This window comes from Rhizobium sp. NLR22b (assembly GCF_019685295.1).
In the GTDB taxonomy this organism is placed as follows: Bacteria; Pseudomonadota; Alphaproteobacteria; order Rhizobiales; family Rhizobiaceae; genus Rhizobium.
The window spans coordinates 180,555-194,803 of the sequence record NZ_JABDWM010000006.1 but is presented as its reverse complement, the minus strand read 5'-3'; the positions used below and the strand labels follow the sequence as shown (position 1 = coordinate 194,803).

Below are 14,249 nucleotides of genomic sequence, written 5' to 3'. Positions count from 1 at the left end.
GTTTCATGGCCCATGTTTCGGTCAGCAATGCGCGCAAGGACTACGGCGCGTTCAAAGCCATCAAAGGCGTGTCCGTCGATATCGGCGACGGCGAATTCGTCGTCCTGGTCGGCCCCTCCGGCTGCGGAAAATCGACGCTGCTCAGAATGATCGCCGGCCTGGAGGGCATCACCTCGGGCAAGATCCAGATCGGCAAGCACATCGTCAACGAGCTTGCGCCCAAAGACCGCGACATCGCCATGGTGTTCCAAAACTACGCGCTCTATCCGCATATGACGGTGGCGAAGAACATGGGCTTCTCGCTGCGTATGAAGCGCATGCCGAGATCGGAGATCGATCAGCGCGTCGGCAATGCGGCAAAAATCCTCGGCCTGGAAAACCTGCTGGAGCGTTATCCGAAGCAGCTTTCGGGCGGCCAGCGTCAGCGCGTCGCCATGGGCCGGGCGATCGTACGCGATCCGGCCGTCTTCCTGTTCGACGAGCCTTTGTCGAACCTCGATGCCAAGCTTCGGGTGCAGATGCGCTCGGAGATCAAGGAACTGCATCAGCGGCTGCAGACGACGACAATCTACGTGACCCACGACCAGATCGAAGCCATGACCATGGCCGACAAGATCGTCGTCATGAAGGATGGGCTGATCGAGCAATCGGGCTCGCCGCTCGAACTCTACGACCGCCCGAACAATCTGTTCGTCGCCGGTTTCATCGGCTCGCCGGCGATGAATTTCATCAAGGGCAGCATGAGCGAAGACGGGTTCAGGACCGTGGACGGGCTGCTGCTGCCGAGCGAACGCCGGCCGAAGGATGCCGTGACCTACGGCATTCGCCCCGAACATATCATGCTCGACCCCAACGGCATCGAAGTGACGACCGTCGTCGTCGAGCCCACAGGCTCGGAAACACTCGTGCTCGTGCGGCTCGGAGGGCAGACGCTGACCTGCGTCTTCCGCGAGCGGATCCGGGCCGCCCCCGGCGACGTGTTGAGGATCGCCCCCGGCCACGACACCGTTCACCTCTTCGGCGCCGACGAGCAGCGCATCACTACAGGCGAAGCGCCATTGAGTTAAGCCCGCCGAATGCCCCCTCCCCTTCGGCCGGGCGCCGCCGGGGGCGCTTTGTCAGCGCCCCCGGCCCAAAATCCCCGGTCGTCCGGACATCACGCAGAGATCCGGCAAGCGCTTGAACGAGCATCGAAAAGGTTAATATGCGTTAACCTTAAATTTCTTGGCCGGTATCGGAGAATCGCGGATAATAACGGTTACAGGGGCTTTTGATCCCGAAAACCGTTATCCGAAAGATTGCTGCCGATGAACGCTAATTCGAACGCCGTGAAGGCCGCGCCGCTCTATTTCGAGGATCAGATTCTCGAGCACGGCGACGTGATTTCGAAGAAGCTGCATCTCCTGAGCGTGCAGCGCTTTCCGCCGAACGCGAAGAAGACGCTGCGCAACTTCTCTCTCGCCGAGGTCGCCAATTATGTCGGGGCCTCGCAGAGCACGTTGAAGAAACTGCATCTCGAAGGCAAAGGCCCCTGCCCGCAGACTTCGCCTTCCGGGCGGCGCTCCTACAGCGCCGAGCAGATGCTGGAGCTCAGGCGCTATCTCGATGCGCATGGCCGCTCCGAGAGCCGCATGTATGTGCCCCATCGCCGCGGCCATGAGAAGCTGCAGGTGATCGCCGTCGTCAACTTCAAGGGCGGCTCGGGCAAGACGACGACATCAGCCCATCTCGCCCAGCACCTGGCGCTGACCGGCCACCGCGTCCTTGCCGTCGATCTCGATCCGCAGGCATCGCTCTCCTCGCTGCACGGCTTCCAGCCGGAGTTCGACCAGGCCTCGTCGCTCTATGAGGCGATCCGCTATGACGGCGAAAAGAAGCCGCTCTCCGAGATCATCCACAAGACCAATTTTCCCGGCCTCGATATCGTGCCGGCCAATCTCGACCTGCAGGAATATGAATACGATACGCCGCTCGCCATGACCGACAAGTCGAGCAATGACGGCAAGACCTTCTTCACCCGCATCTCCCGCGCGCTCGCTGAAGTCGACGACCGCTACGACGTCGTCGTCATTGATTGCCCGCCGCAGCTTGGCTACCTCACCCTGACGGCGCTGACGGCGGCGACCAGTGTCTTGATCACCATCCATCCGCAGATGCTCGACGTCATGTCGATGGGCCAGTTCCTGCTCATGCTCGGCGGCATCCTGAAGCCGATCCGCGCCGCCGGCGCCGAGGTGAACCTCTCCTGGTATCGCTATCTGATCACCCGCTACGAGCCGACCGACGTGCCGCAGGCGCAGATGGTCGGCTTCATGTCGACGATGTTCCACGAGTTCATGCTGAAGAACCAGATGGTCAAATCGACGGCAATCTCGGATGCCGGGATCACCAAACAGACACTTTATGAGGTCGAGCGTTCCTCGATGAACCGGGGAACCTATGATCGCGCGATGGAGGCGATGGACGCCGTCAACGCAGAGATCGCCGGGCTTATTCACCAGGCATGGGGAAGGTGAATTTGTCGGCTGACAAATTCACGCTTTCCGTGAAGCAAATCAATGGAATGACCGCAACCGGAGGAAGCGATGGCACGGAAAAATCTGCTGGAAGGACTGGCCGATATGCCGGACGAAAACGCGGGCGCGCCTAACTATCCGATGCGCGGCGCAGGCCGGTCGCTCGTCCGCTCGCTGGATGAGCTGGCCAAGCAGGCGGAAAAATTCCTCGAAGGCGAGGCGGTGGTCGATCTTGACCCGGATCTCGTCGAAGCCTCCTTCGTCAAGGACCGGCTGTCCGAGGATGACGAGGACTTCCAAATGCTGGTCGAAGCGATCCGGGCGCGCGGGCAGGATACGCCGATCCTGGTACGTCCCCACACCAGGATCGACGGACGTTATCAGGTGGTCTTCGGCCACCGGCGGCTGCGCGCCGCCCGCGCGCTCGGCCGCAATGTCCGCGCCGTCGTCAAGGCGATCGACGACCGGACCCATGTGATCGCCCAGGGGCAGGAGAATTCCGCCCGCGCCGACCTCACCTTCATCGAGCGCGCGCTCTTTGCGAGGCGGCTTGAGGAACTCGGCTATGACAGGGAGGTTATCTCGACGGCGCTCGCCGCCAATGCGGCTTCAGTCTCGAAGATGCTGTCGGTCATGGATCGTATCTCGCCGGAGGTCGTCCAGGCGATCGGCGCCGCACCCGGCGTCGGCCGCGAGCGCTGGGTGGAGCTGTCGCTGCTCGCCGGCAAATCGGCCAATGCGGCAAATGTCGCCAAAGTCCTGCAAGACGACAACTTTCATCAGCTACCTTCCGACAAACGTTTCGAGGCACTCCATGCGGCGCTGAACAAAAGCGCGCGGCCGGTGAAGAAAACCGTCGCCGCGAGGAAGATGACATGGCAGCCGCTTGATAAGGCGGTCCAGGCGGAAATGAAGAATGACGGTAAGGCGTTCTCGCTCTCGATGAAGGCGAGAAATGCCGGTCGCTTCGGAGAATTTCTCTCCGGCAGGCTGGATGCGCTCTATGAGCAATTCCTCGCCGAGGAGGGCAAACAAGGAGACTGAAACCGCAAAAGAAAAAGGCCCCCAAACGAACGAGTCGTGGAAGCCCTTCTCATATCCTTAGCAAGACAGAGAATCGCATTTTCACGAATCCCCGTCAAGAGTCCTGCAGCGCCTGCGCGTCTTTTCAGACGCGTAAATGATGCTGCAGCACCTTTTCCCTCGCATCGTTTCGGTGAGCGGATTTCTTTTGCCCGATGAGAGGTGAAGGAAATGGAGAGTGACTATGTGACGACGCCCTTCGGGCGGCGGCCGATGACGCTCGCCATGCTGCTGAAACAGCGGCGAGGCGAAGCGATTGCGGCCGAGACGACGCGCAGCAAATGGAAACTGTTCCGCTCCGTCTGCGAGGCGCGGGCAGGGCTCGACGTCTCCGACAGAGCGCTGACGGTGCTCGATGCGCTGCTGAGTTTTTATCCTGAGGACGAACTGTCCAGCGAAAAAGGACTGGTGGTCTTCCCCTCGAACGCGCAGCTTTCGCTCAGAGCCCGCGGCATGGCCGCCGCCACTTTGCGCCGGCATCTCGCCGTACTCATCGAGGCCGGCCTGATCTCCCGCAAGGACAGCCCGAACGGCAAACGTTATGCCCGCCGCGGCCGGGGGGGCGGAATCGACGAGGCCTATGGCTTCAGCCTCGCCCCGCTCCTCGCCCGGGCCGGCGAGATCGAGGTGATGGCGGCACGGATCGCCGCTGACCGGCAGATGCTGCGCGCCATGAAGGAGCGGCTGACGATCTACCGGCGCGACACCGCCAAGCTGATTTCCGCAGCCGTCGAGGAAGCGGTTGCGGGAGATTGCGAGCGCGTGTCCTCAATGTTCCATTCTATCCTGGATCGGATTCCGCGAGCCGCGACGATCGAAACCCTCACGCCCGTCCTCGAAGACCTCGAGACACTCCGCACAGATATCGTCAACCTGTTGGAGCTGCACGCGAAAATGCAGATGGCGAGCACCAGTGAATCCCGGATTGAGCGCCACATACAGAATTCTCACACCGAATCCCTTTCTGAATCTGAACCGCGCTTGGAAACGGGGGCGGGGCAGGCCGGCCGGGATCCGCAACCGGGGACGAAGCCGCACGATGACGGGCCGAAAGCGCAAACACGCGGCCGGGAGGGATCGCGCCTCGCCGTTTGGCCGAGAGTATGCGAACTGAAATCCTTCCCGCTCGCCACTGTTCTCCAGGCTTGCCCCGACATCATGGACTACGGCCCTGGCGGCAAGGTCGACAGCTGGCGGGATCTGATGACAGCGGCCATCGTCGTGCGCTCGATGCTCGCCGTCAGTCCGTCGGCCTATGAGGCGGCGTCACGCGTGATGGGGCCGGAAAGCGCCGCCACCGTCATGGCCTGCATCCTGCAAAGGGGAGAGTGCATCAACTCCGCCGGAGGCTATCTCAGGGACCTGACGCGGCGCGCCGAACGCAGTGAATTTGCACTCGGCCCGATGCTGATCGCCCTGCTGCGTGCAAAAAGCCCGGCTGTCAGCCGGGCCGGGACCTAATCGTGCTTACCTCACGCTGCGTCGCGATAGCTCCGCGTGCCGGAGTCTGCCCCACCCAGTTCGAACTGAGTGACCAGTTCGCGCAGCCGTTCGGCTTCGCTGGCCAGTGTGACGCTGGCGGCGGTCGTTTCCTCCACCATGGCGGCGTTCTGCTGGGTTACCTGGTCGAGCTGACTCATGGCCGAATTGACTTCCGAGAGGCTGGTCGCCTGGTCGCGCGCCGAGGCGGCGAGCGTTTCCATGCGCTGGTTGATATCGACGATGAAGCGGCCGATGTCGCCAAGTGCCGCGCCGGTGTGGTTGACCAGTTCGACGCCGCTCGCGACCTTGGCGGATGCTCGCCCGATCAGCTCCTTGATCTCCCGGGCGGCCTGGGCCGAGCGTTGGGCGAGCTCTCGCACTTCCTGGGCGACGACGGCAAAACCCTTGCCGGCCTCGCCGGCGCGTGCGGCTTCGACCCCTGCGTTGAGCGCCAGCAGATTGGTCTGGAAGGCGATCTGGTCGATGACGCCGATGATATTGTTGATCTGCTTGGAGGATTCCTCGATCTGACTCATGGCGTCGACGGTCTGGGCCACCACCTTGCCGGATGCGATCGCGCTGCGATTGGCGTTGTCGGCAACGCTGCGCGCCTCTTCGGCGATATTGAAGGCTTCGGTCACCTTGGCCGTGACGACGTCGAGCGCAGCGGCGGTCTCCTCGAGCGTTGCCGCCTGCCGCTCGGTGCGGCCGGAAAGCTCGCTGGAGCCGTTGTTGATCTCGCGGGTACCCGTATTGATGATCGACACGCTTTTTGAAACCGAAAGCAGGGTGCGCCCGAGCTGCTCCACCGACGCGTTGAAATCATGCCGCAGCGGCTCGAATTCAGGCGCGAACCGATCCAAGAGCTGGAAGGCGAGATCGCCCTCCGCAAGCCGTTTCAGGCCGGCGGCGAGGCCCGAGGTCGCAGTCTTCAGCCGTGCTGCAGCGCTGCGCTCCGCCTGCTCCTGGTCGGCCAGCCGGTTTGCTTCGGCCAGACGCCGGTTTTCCTCCGCCTGGCTTTCCAGTTGGATGCGCGCAATGGCGTTCTGGCGGAAGACTTCGACGGAGCCCGCCATCAGGCCGATCTCGTCGCCACGCCCGGCATAGGGGATCGCATTGTCAGTCTCGCCGGAGGCAAGTTCCTGCATGGATCGGGTGATGCGCTGGATCGGACGCGACACATGCCGGGCGATGGCAATGAGAATGCCGAGGCCGACGATGGCGGCAAGGCCCGCGAGCGCCAGTTCAGTTTCGATCTTCGTTTCCAGGGCCTTGCCGGCCTCGGCGACGCTTTCGGTCGCGATCCTGTCGACGATACCGTTGACGGCGGTGATGCCTTCCATGATCGCCTGCTGCGAGCGCGCCAGCTTCTCGGCCGTCGGCACTTGGTCGGCCTGCTGCAGGCCGAGGCTCACCTTGACGTCCTTTTCCCAGGCGCCGTGCGCCTCGCGAAGCGAGCGCACCCCCTCGGTCAGCGACATGGCGAGATCAACGCGCCCAAGCTCATCGAGCGACTGCGAAAGCGCGCCATTGCTTTCCTCGAACGCTGCCTTGACCTCGGCTGCCGGCACGAAATTCGTCATCGAAAGCACCCGGTCGACCACCGATGTCGCCTGCCGGAACTGCTGCTCGATATGGGCCGAGCTCAGCTTGGCGTTCACCGCCTCCTGCACCACAGCGGCAACCCGAGCCTGGCCGGTGATAGCCTGGTTGCCGATCAGGAGGGCGCTGCCGAATCCGACGACGATCGTCGCCACCATGGGGACGAGGATCTGCATGCGTATGGAGAGTTTCATGGTATGCACCTCAGTTCGGCAACGTCGGCAGGGGAATGTCCTGCTTTTCGGCGGTCAGAGTTCCCAAAAAGGCGATCAGATCATCGCGCTCCTGGTCAGTCAGCAAGAAGGGCATCATGGCGGGATCTTGCGAGGGGCGGCCGACGCCACCGCTTTCGTAGTGGGCGATCACCTCGTCCATGCTCTTCAGGCTGCCGTCGTGCATATAGGGGCCGCGATAGAGCGTGTTGCGCAGGCCCGGCGTCTTGAAAGCATGCTGATTGTTCGGGCTGCTCGGATCAATCTTGAAGCGGCCTATATCCTCATCCGGCAGGCCGATGTCATGAAACTTGTTGTCAGTGAAATTCCAGCCTGAGTGGCAGGCGGAGCAGCCGGCGCTGCTGGTGAAGACCTCGAAGCCGCGCTTGGCGCTGTCGGAAACCGCCTTCTCGTCGCCGTCCACCCACCGGTCGAAGGGCGACCAGTTGGAAACCACTGTCCGCTCATAGGTGGCGATCGCCGTCAGAATCGTCTCCCTTGTGATCCCTTTATCGGGGAAGACTTCGCCGAACCACGCCTTGTAATCGGGAATGTTCTGCATTTCGGTGACAGCAGTTTCGAGCTTGCCGTTCATCTCGGCGGCTGCGGTGATGGGGCCTGCCGCCTGATCCTCCAGGTTCTTCGCGCGGCCGTCCCAGAAGAAGGGTGAGACCCACGCGACGTTCAGGACTGTCGGCGCCTGGCGGGCGAGCGCGGTATTGGCCGCGCCGATCGGTGTCTTCACCGGCGTCTCGAAGCCGAAGGAAGGATTATGACAGCTGGCGCAGGTCATGTTCTTGTTGCCGGAAAGCCGGGGATCGAAGAACAGCATCTTGCCGAGCGTCGCGAGTTGCGGCGAATAGGGCGTCACTTTCTCGAAAGGCACCGTCAGCGGCCTTTTGTAGGCGGAAAGATCGGCCGCCGCGGACTGGGCTGCGGCCATTGCAAAAAGGGAAGCTGCAACCAGAAAACGCATCGTTTTAGAACGTCCAGCGAGATTTAATAGCTGGTGCTTAAATTAGAATAATAGCGTTAAAGCTCTGTAAAGCGTGAAATACATGAAGTTATAACTACCTGACGTTGCGCAGAAAATAGTTTGGTGTGAGAATACACCAGCAGGTTATTCTTCCATTGCATGTCGAGCGCAATATTCTTCAAGACTTCTGCGTCATGGGTGCTTTCACGACGAGGAGGGCCGCGCCCGCGAGCGCCGCGAAGGCGGCGCCGGCGGTGAAGGTGATGGCGGCCCCGCCGCTTCCCACAGGGCGCCCGCCACCACACTGGCGAGCAGAATTGCAACCCCCGAGACGAGGTTGAAAAACCTAAACCCCGTGCCGCGCAGATCAGCAGGTGCCGCGTCGGCGACGAGCGCCGCGAAAACGCCTTGTGTGAAGCCCATGTGCGGGCCCCAGAAGAACCCGGCCCTTCGTGATGATATCAGCCATCTGCGGATCCTCCGGGCGGGGCATTTTTCTGGCGCAACCGTCAACCCGCCCTGTGCCATGGAAATGCTCAGGGCTTCACCGAAGGAGGAGCAAGGCTGACGTCGTTTCACCCTATTGGGCGGCGTTCCTTTTGCCGAGAAGGGCGGCGCGGATCTGCTCGTTCTTACTGATGACAGGAGGAGGAACCACCACAGGCGCTGGCTCAGGCTCCTCGGCCTTCGCGGCGCTCTGCTTGAGGCTCAGGAACCGCTTCTGCCCGACCAATCGGTCTTCCTCCGACAGCGGCTCGACCGGTTCGCCGTCGATGTTATGGCGCATGGAATCGGGCTGGGCGCTGGCGAAATAATAGCGCCGGCAATGGACATAGGCAGCGGTCGCGCGCCGAAGCGTCGTCACGCCGGCATCGGGCTTCAGGAGCGGGCGCAGCTCGTTGAAGAGGCCGACGGCGAAGGGAAGGACGGGATCGCCAGGCTTTGTCGGAAGCACGCCGACCGGCCGGACCAACAGCGAGTTGATCGCGTTTGCCTTCTCCACGTCGAGCTCCGTCGCCGCAATCGGCCCACGGCTGATTTTCCAGGGTTTGTCCATGCATCCTCCATAACGGCCGACTGTGATGGTATCTTGACGGAGAGGGTAGATAGAGGCGCAGGTCGCACATTGCTAGCCCTACGGCAAGCCGGATGCGAGAGACGATTTTCCCGGCGGATATGAGTGGGGTTTATCGGCCTGCCATGCATCTAATCGTTTTTTGTCGCGGAAGTGCATTGACCTCCCGCTTCGATTACACTTCTTATCCGCGCCCAAGATGAGTGACCGGCCGCGGGGAGGATGTATGCGGGTTTTCTCGAATATTGAAGAGCTGCGCCACACGCTCGATGCGCTGAAGCGGCAGGGGCGCACCGTCGGCCTCGTTCCGACCATGGGCTATCTCCACGCCGGACATCTCAAGCTCGTCACCCGCGCCCGGGCAGAGAACAACCTCGTCGTCGTCTCGATTTTCGTCAATCCGCTGCAGTTCGGCCCGGCCGAAGACCTCGGCAAATATCCGCGCGATCTCGAGCGCGATGGCGACATGCTCAAGCAGGCCGGTGTGAATTTCCTCTTCGCGCCGGGCGTCGAGGACATGTATCCCCGCCCGATGATGACGGTGGTCGACGTTCCCGATCTCGGCCGCGAACTCGAAGGCGCGGTCAGGCCCGGCCATTTTGCCGGAGTGGCCACCGTCGTCACCAAGCTTTTCAACATCGTCCAGCCGCAGACTGCCTATTTCGGCGAGAAGGACTACCAGCAGGTCGTCATCATCAAGCGCATGGTGGAAGATCTCGCCGTGCCGGTGCGGGTGATCTCGGTGCCGACGGTGCGCGACAGCGACGGCCTCGCCTTGTCCTCGCGCAATGTCTATCTCAGCCCCGATGAGCGGCGCGCGGCAGTGATCGTTCCGCAGGCGCTCGACGAGGCCGAGCGGCTCATCGCCGAAGGCCTGACGGATGCGAAAGAACTTGAGGCGAAACTCACCGCCTTCATCGGCCGCGAGCCTCTGGCAAGGGTCGAAGTCGTCGCCGTCAGGGATGCGGTAACGCTGGCACCGGTCGCTTCGCTCGAAGACCCCATCGTCGTGGCGCTCTTCGTGCGAATCGGCACGACGCGGCTTCTCGACAACAGAGTTGTCGGAGACAACAGCAGCCCGGCAAGCGGGAACAGCAAAATGATCCGGGACAACCGAGTGAGCGGCCAGCCGGGGAAGGGAGTGACGAAATGAGCGCCACCGGATCTCAGAAGCGCCTGACGCCGACGCGGATCGCAGCCATGAAGGGCGGTAAGCCGATCGTCTGCCTCACCGCCTATACGACGCCGATGGCGCGCCTTCTCGACGAGCATTGCGACCTGCTGCTGGTCGGAGACTCGCTCGGCATGGTGCTCTACGGCATGGAGACTACGATCGGCGTGACGCTCGACATGATGATCGCCCATGGCAAGGCGGTGATGCGGGGCGTCGCCAATGCCTGCGTCGTCGTCGACATGCCGTTCGGCAGCTATCAGGAATCCAAGGAGGTCGCCTTCCGCAATGCCGTGCGCATCATGCAGGAAACCGGCTGCGACGCCGTCAAGCTCGAAGGCGGCGAGGAGATGGCCGAAACAATCGCCTTCCTGACCAAGCGAGGCATTCCCGTGCTCGGCCACATCGGCCTGATGCCGCAGCTCGTTCACACTGCAGGCGGCTATCGCTCCGTTGGCCATTCCGAACACGAGACCTCCAAGATCCGCCGCGACGCGCATGCGATCGGCGGCTCCGGCGCGTTCGCCGTTGTTGTCGAAGGCACGGTGGAGCCGCTCGCCCGCGAGATGACGACCTCGATCCACATACCGACCATCGGCATCGGCGCCTCGTCCGCCTGCGATGGCCAGATCCTGGTCTCCGACGATATTCTCGGCCTCTTCAATGACTTCAGGCCGCGTTTCGTCAAGCGCTACGATGAACTCGGCAAGAGGGTCGCTGACGCCGCCGCCTCTTATGCCGAGGAGGTGCGCGCGCGCAAATTTCCGGCAGCCGAACATACGTTCAAGCGCCGCAGCTGAGGCGAGGGCAGGGGTCTTTGGCACTCAACTGGCAGCCATCGTCCGTCACCCGCCCATATGCTGCTCCCGCATCGTCTCGGCTGAGCGGCGCACCGCGTCGGCGACCTCCTGCAACTGCTTGGCCATCGGTGTCGAATTGCGCCAGACCATGCCGATCGTTCGCGAGGGCTGTGGCGAGGGGAAGCGGGAGATCGAGACATGGGCCGAGCGTGTTTCGACGGGAACGGCCATCTCCGGGATCAGTGTCACGCCGATGCCGGCGCCGACCATCTGGACGAGAGTGGAGAGCGAGCTGCCTTCCATGATCTCCCGAGGACGGGCAGGGCCCACCTTGCAGAAGGACAGCGCTTGATCGCGGAAGCAGTGGCCCTCTTCGAGCAGCAGCAGCCGCATTTCGCGCAGCGCCTCGCGCTCGGGCACCGGCTTGTCTCCGTCCTCCTGCCGCCTGACCAGCACGAACTCCTCCCTGAAAAGCTCGAGTTCGGTGAGCGAGGGTTCCGACACCGGCAGCGCCACGATCGCCATATCGAGCTGGCCCTGCGCCAGTTCATGAACCAGCTTGCCTGTCTGCGTCTCGCGCACCTCGATCTGAATTCCGGCGAAGGTTTCGTTGAGATCGTTTATAATTGCCGGCAGCAGATAGGGCGCGATCGTCGGGATGATGCCGATGCGAAGACGCGTGAGGAAGGATTCGCGCGAAGCGCGGGCGAATTCCCCTAGCTCATCGACGGCGCGCAGGATGTCGCGGACCCTTAGGGCAAAGCTCTGGCCGAATGGGGTAAGCTTGACCTCGCGCGCGCTTCGCTCGAAGAGTTCGCCGCCCAATTCCTGCTCGAGTTCTTTGATCTGCATGGAGAGCGCCGGCTGAGAGATGGCGCAGGCGTCGGCGGCGCGGCGGAAGCGGCCATCCCGCGCCAGGGCTTCAAAATAACGCAGCTGTTTCAGGGTAAGTTTCTTCATAACCTCAGCTTATCGCGGCAATCAGTAAATCCAACTTAAAATTATTGAACGCTTCCGATATGAAGACTGCAAGGGAGAGAGTGGGGCGTCAGCTCGGCTCATCTTTTTGAACCGCAGACAGATCAAGCAATGAAGGAGACGATCATGGACAACCCCACTGACAGCACAGGCAAATGCCCTGTGGCCCATGGCAATACGCCCCGCGGCCGCGCCAACCGTGACTGGTGGCCGAACCAGCTGAACGTGCAGATTCTTCATCACAATTCCGGCCGCGCCGACCCTATGGGCAAGGAGTTCGATTATGCCGAGGAGTTCAAGAAGCTCGATCTCGACGCGCTGAAGCAGGATCTTCACGCGCTGATGACGGATTCGCAGGACTGGTGGCCGGCCGACTTCGGCCATTATGGCGGCCTCTTCATCCGCATGGCCTGGCACAGCGCCGGCACCTACCGCATCACCGACGGCCGCGGCGGCGCCGGCCAGGGCCAGCAGCGTTTCGCACCGCTGAATTCCTGGCCTGACAACGCCAACCTCGACAAGGCTCGCCGCCTGCTGTGGCCGATCAAGCAGAAATACGGCAACCGCATCTCCTGGGCCGACCTCCTGATCCTGACCGGCAACGTCGCGCTCGAATCCATGGGCTTCAAGACCTTCGGCTTCGCCGGCGGCCGCGCCGACGTCTGGGAACCGGAAGAGCTCTACTGGGGTCCTGAGGGCACCTGGCTCGGCGACGAGCGCTACAGCGGCGAACGCCAGCTGGCGGAACCGCTCGGCGCCGTTCAGATGGGCCTCATCTATGTCAACCCGGAAGGCCCGAACGGCAATCCCGATCCGGTCGCGGCGGCCCGGGACATCCGTGAAACCTTCGCCCGCATGGCAATGAACGACGAAGAAACCGTGGCGTTGATCGCCGGCGGCCACACTTTCGGCAAGACCCATGGCGCGGGCGACCCGTCCTTCATCGGCGCCGAGCCGGAAGGCGGCGCGATCGAGGACCAGGGCCTCGGCTGGAAGAGCTCGTTCGGCACCGGCGTCGGCAAAGACGCGATCACCGCCGGCCTCGAAGTCACCTGGTCGCAGACGCCGACCAGGTGGAGCAACTATTTCTTCGAAAACCTCTTCGCCCACGAGTGGGAGCTGACGAAGAGCCCTGCCGGCGCCCATCAGTGGCGGGCCAAGAACGCCGAAGCCTCCATTCCGGATGCTTATGAGCCGGGCAAGAAGCATGTTCCGACCATGCTGACCACCGATCTCTCGCTGCGTTTCGACCCGATCTATGAGAAGATCTCGCGCCGGTTCCTCGAAAATCCCGGTGAGTTCGCCGACGCTTTCGCCCGCGCCTGGTTCAAGCTGACCCACCGCGACATGGGGCCGAAGGTGCGCTACCTCGGCCCGGAGGTTCCGGCCGAAGACTTGATCTGGCAGGACGTGATCCCGGCCGTCGACCATCCCCTCGTCGACGGCAAGGACATTGCCGAACTCAAGGCAAAGGTTCTCGCCACAGGCCTTTCCGTACAGGAACTGGTCTCGACCGCCTGGGCCTCGGCTTCGACCTTCCGCGGCTCCGACAAGCGCGGCGGCGCCAATGGCGCGCGCATCCGCCTTGCTCCGCAGAAGGACTGGGAAGCCAACCAGCCGGCCCAGCTCGCCAAGGTGCTCGGCGTTCTCGAAGGCATCCAGAAAGACTTCAACGCCGCCCAGACGGGCGGTAAGAAGATCTCGCTCGCCGACCTGATCGTGCTCGCCGGTGCGGCCGGCGTCGAGAAGGCGGCAGCTGCCGGCGGCAACACCATCAGCGTGCCCTTCACGCCGGGCCGCATGGATGCGTCCGACGCTCAGACCGACGCACATTCCTTCGCCGCACTCGAGCCGCGCATCGACGGCTTCCGCAACTATGTGAACGGCAAGCGTCTGCAGTTCATGAAGCCGGAAGAAGCGCTTGTCGACCGCGCTCAGCTCTTGACGCTGACCGGGCCCGAGATGACGGTCCTCGTCGGCGGCCTGCGCGTGCTGAGGGCCGGCAACCCCGAGCACGGCGTCTTCACGTCGCGGCCCGAGACGCTGACGAACGACTTCTTCGTCAACCTGCTCGACATGGCGACGCAATGGGTTCCCGCCGGCGAGGACGGCATTTATGAAGGGCGCGACCGCAAGACGGGTGCCGCCAAGTGGACCGGCACCCGCGTCGACCTGATCTTCGGCTCGCACTCGCAGCTGCGCGCCTTCGCCGAAGTCTACGGCCAGGCCGACGCCAAAGAAAAGTTCGTCAAGGACTTCGTCGCCGCCTGGAACAAGGTCATGAACGCCGATCGCTTCGATCTCGTCTGATCGGCAGGCATGCCCAAGGCGTGCCGTGTGGCACGCCTTGTCCA

The 14,249-nt window shown here is 62.7% G+C and carries 11 protein-coding genes and 1 pseudogene; 7 read left to right on the top strand and 5 right to left on the bottom strand.

Annotation, left to right across the window (positions count from 1 at the left end; all coding sequences use genetic code 11):
• Window positions 1-5: 5 nt before the first annotated feature.
• The 4 genes from HJC00_RS12335 (at window position 6) to repC (ending at window position 5,060) form a co-directional block, all read left to right on the top strand.
• Window positions 6-1,067, top strand: coding sequence for an ABC transporter ATP-binding protein (locus HJC00_RS12335; protein WP_085782018.1), 1,062 nt, complete (start codon window positions 6-8; stop codon window positions 1,065-1,067).
• 240 nt (window positions 1,068-1,307) lie between these two features.
• Window positions 1,308-2,516, top strand: coding sequence for a plasmid partitioning protein RepA (gene repA, locus HJC00_RS12330; protein ID WP_221123513.1), 1,209 nt, complete (start codon window positions 1,308-1,310; stop codon window positions 2,514-2,516).
• A 69-nt stretch (window positions 2,517-2,585) separates the two neighbouring features.
• A complete protein-coding gene (repB, locus tag HJC00_RS12325; RefSeq protein ID WP_221123512.1) occupies window positions 2,586-3,560 on the top strand; it encodes a plasmid partitioning protein RepB in 975 nt (324 codons plus the stop codon).
• A gap of 210 nt (window positions 3,561-3,770) precedes the next feature.
• Window positions 3,771-5,060 (top strand): plasmid replication protein RepC, encoded by a 1,290-nt coding sequence (gene repC, locus HJC00_RS12320; protein ID WP_221164094.1) that lies wholly within the window; start codon window positions 3,771-3,773, stop codon window positions 5,058-5,060.
• An 11-nt stretch (window positions 5,061-5,071) separates the two neighbouring features.
• Here repC and HJC00_RS12315 read toward each other — a convergent pair whose 3' ends face one another.
• The 4 genes and pseudogenes from HJC00_RS12315 to HJC00_RS12305 form a co-directional block, all read right to left on the bottom strand.
• The gene (locus HJC00_RS12315) at window positions 5,072-6,877 is read right to left on the bottom strand and encodes a methyl-accepting chemotaxis protein (RefSeq protein WP_221124301.1); all 1,806 of its coding nucleotides are present in this window, start codon (window positions 6,875-6,877) and stop codon (window positions 5,072-5,074) included.
• A 10-nt stretch (window positions 6,878-6,887) separates the two neighbouring features.
• The gene (locus HJC00_RS12310; RefSeq protein WP_221158158.1) at window positions 6,888-7,871 is read right to left on the bottom strand and encodes a cytochrome-c peroxidase; all 984 of its coding nucleotides are present in this window, start codon (window positions 7,869-7,871) and stop codon (window positions 6,888-6,890) included.
• Between the two features lie 178 nt (window positions 7,872-8,049).
• Window positions 8,050-8,306, bottom strand: a pseudogene (locus HJC00_RS32475) (MFS transporter); the annotation flags it as partial.
• Between the two features lie 145 nt (window positions 8,307-8,451).
• A complete protein-coding gene (locus tag HJC00_RS12305) occupies window positions 8,452-8,928 on the bottom strand; it encodes a ProQ/FINO family protein (protein WP_210632086.1) in 477 nt (158 codons plus the stop codon).
• A gap of 244 nt (window positions 8,929-9,172) precedes the next feature.
• Here HJC00_RS12305 and panC point away from each other — a divergent pair, with 244 nt between their 5' ends.
• Window positions 9,173-10,099 (top strand): pantoate--beta-alanine ligase, encoded by a 927-nt coding sequence (gene panC, locus HJC00_RS12300; protein ID WP_221164093.1) that lies wholly within the window; start codon window positions 9,173-9,175, stop codon window positions 10,097-10,099.
• Window positions 10,096-10,917: a 3-methyl-2-oxobutanoate hydroxymethyltransferase gene (panB, locus tag HJC00_RS12295; protein WP_210632084.1), complete on the top strand. Its 822-nt coding sequence runs from the start codon at window positions 10,096-10,098 to the stop codon at window positions 10,915-10,917. Before panC ends, panB begins: the two co-directional genes overlap by 4 nt.
• Window positions 10,918-10,962: 45 nt before the next feature.
• Here panB and HJC00_RS12290 read toward each other — a convergent pair whose 3' ends face one another.
• The gene (locus HJC00_RS12290; RefSeq protein ID WP_221124297.1) at window positions 10,963-11,877 is read right to left on the bottom strand and encodes a hydrogen peroxide-inducible genes activator; all 915 of its coding nucleotides are present in this window, start codon (window positions 11,875-11,877) and stop codon (window positions 10,963-10,965) included.
• Between the two features lie 144 nt (window positions 11,878-12,021).
• Here HJC00_RS12290 and katG point away from each other — a divergent pair, with 144 nt between their 5' ends.
• Window positions 12,022-14,205, top strand: coding sequence for a catalase/peroxidase HPI (gene katG, locus HJC00_RS12285; RefSeq protein ID WP_221164092.1), 2,184 nt, complete (start codon window positions 12,022-12,024; stop codon window positions 14,203-14,205).
• The last annotated feature ends 44 nt before the right edge of the window (window positions 14,206-14,249 follow it).

What these genes read in the sequence shown, in the direction of transcription:
- HJC00_RS12290 (WP_221124297.1), bottom strand. Translation starts at nt 11,877, where the DNA reads ATGAAGAAACTTACCCTGAAACAGCTGCGTTATTTTGAAGCCCTGGCG.
- katG (WP_221164092.1), top strand. Translation starts at nt 12,022, where the DNA reads ATGGACAACCCCACTGACAGCACAGGCAAATGCCCTGTGGCCCATGGC.
- HJC00_RS12315 (WP_221124301.1), bottom strand. Translation starts at nt 6,877, where the DNA reads ATGAAACTCTCCATACGCATGCAGATCCTCGTCCCCATGGTGGCGACG.
- panB (WP_210632084.1), top strand. Translation starts at nt 10,096, where the DNA reads ATGAGCGCCACCGGATCTCAGAAGCGCCTGACGCCGACGCGGATCGCA.
- repC (WP_221164094.1), top strand. Translation starts at nt 3,771, where the DNA reads ATGGAGAGTGACTATGTGACGACGCCCTTCGGGCGGCGGCCGATGACG.
- repA (WP_221123513.1), top strand. Translation starts at nt 1,308, where the DNA reads ATGAACGCTAATTCGAACGCCGTGAAGGCCGCGCCGCTCTATTTCGAG.
- HJC00_RS12305 (WP_210632086.1), bottom strand. Translation starts at nt 8,928, where the DNA reads ATGGACAAACCCTGGAAAATCAGCCGTGGGCCGATTGCGGCGACGGAG.
- HJC00_RS12310 (WP_221158158.1), bottom strand. Translation starts at nt 7,871, where the DNA reads ATGCGTTTTCTGGTTGCAGCTTCCCTTTTTGCAATGGCCGCAGCCCAG.
- repB (WP_221123512.1), top strand. Translation starts at nt 2,586, where the DNA reads ATGGCACGGAAAAATCTGCTGGAAGGACTGGCCGATATGCCGGACGAA.
- panC (WP_221164093.1), top strand. Translation starts at nt 9,173, where the DNA reads ATGCGGGTTTTCTCGAATATTGAAGAGCTGCGCCACACGCTCGATGCG.
- HJC00_RS12335 (WP_085782018.1), top strand. Translation starts at nt 6, where the DNA reads ATGGCCCATGTTTCGGTCAGCAATGCGCGCAAGGACTACGGCGCGTTC.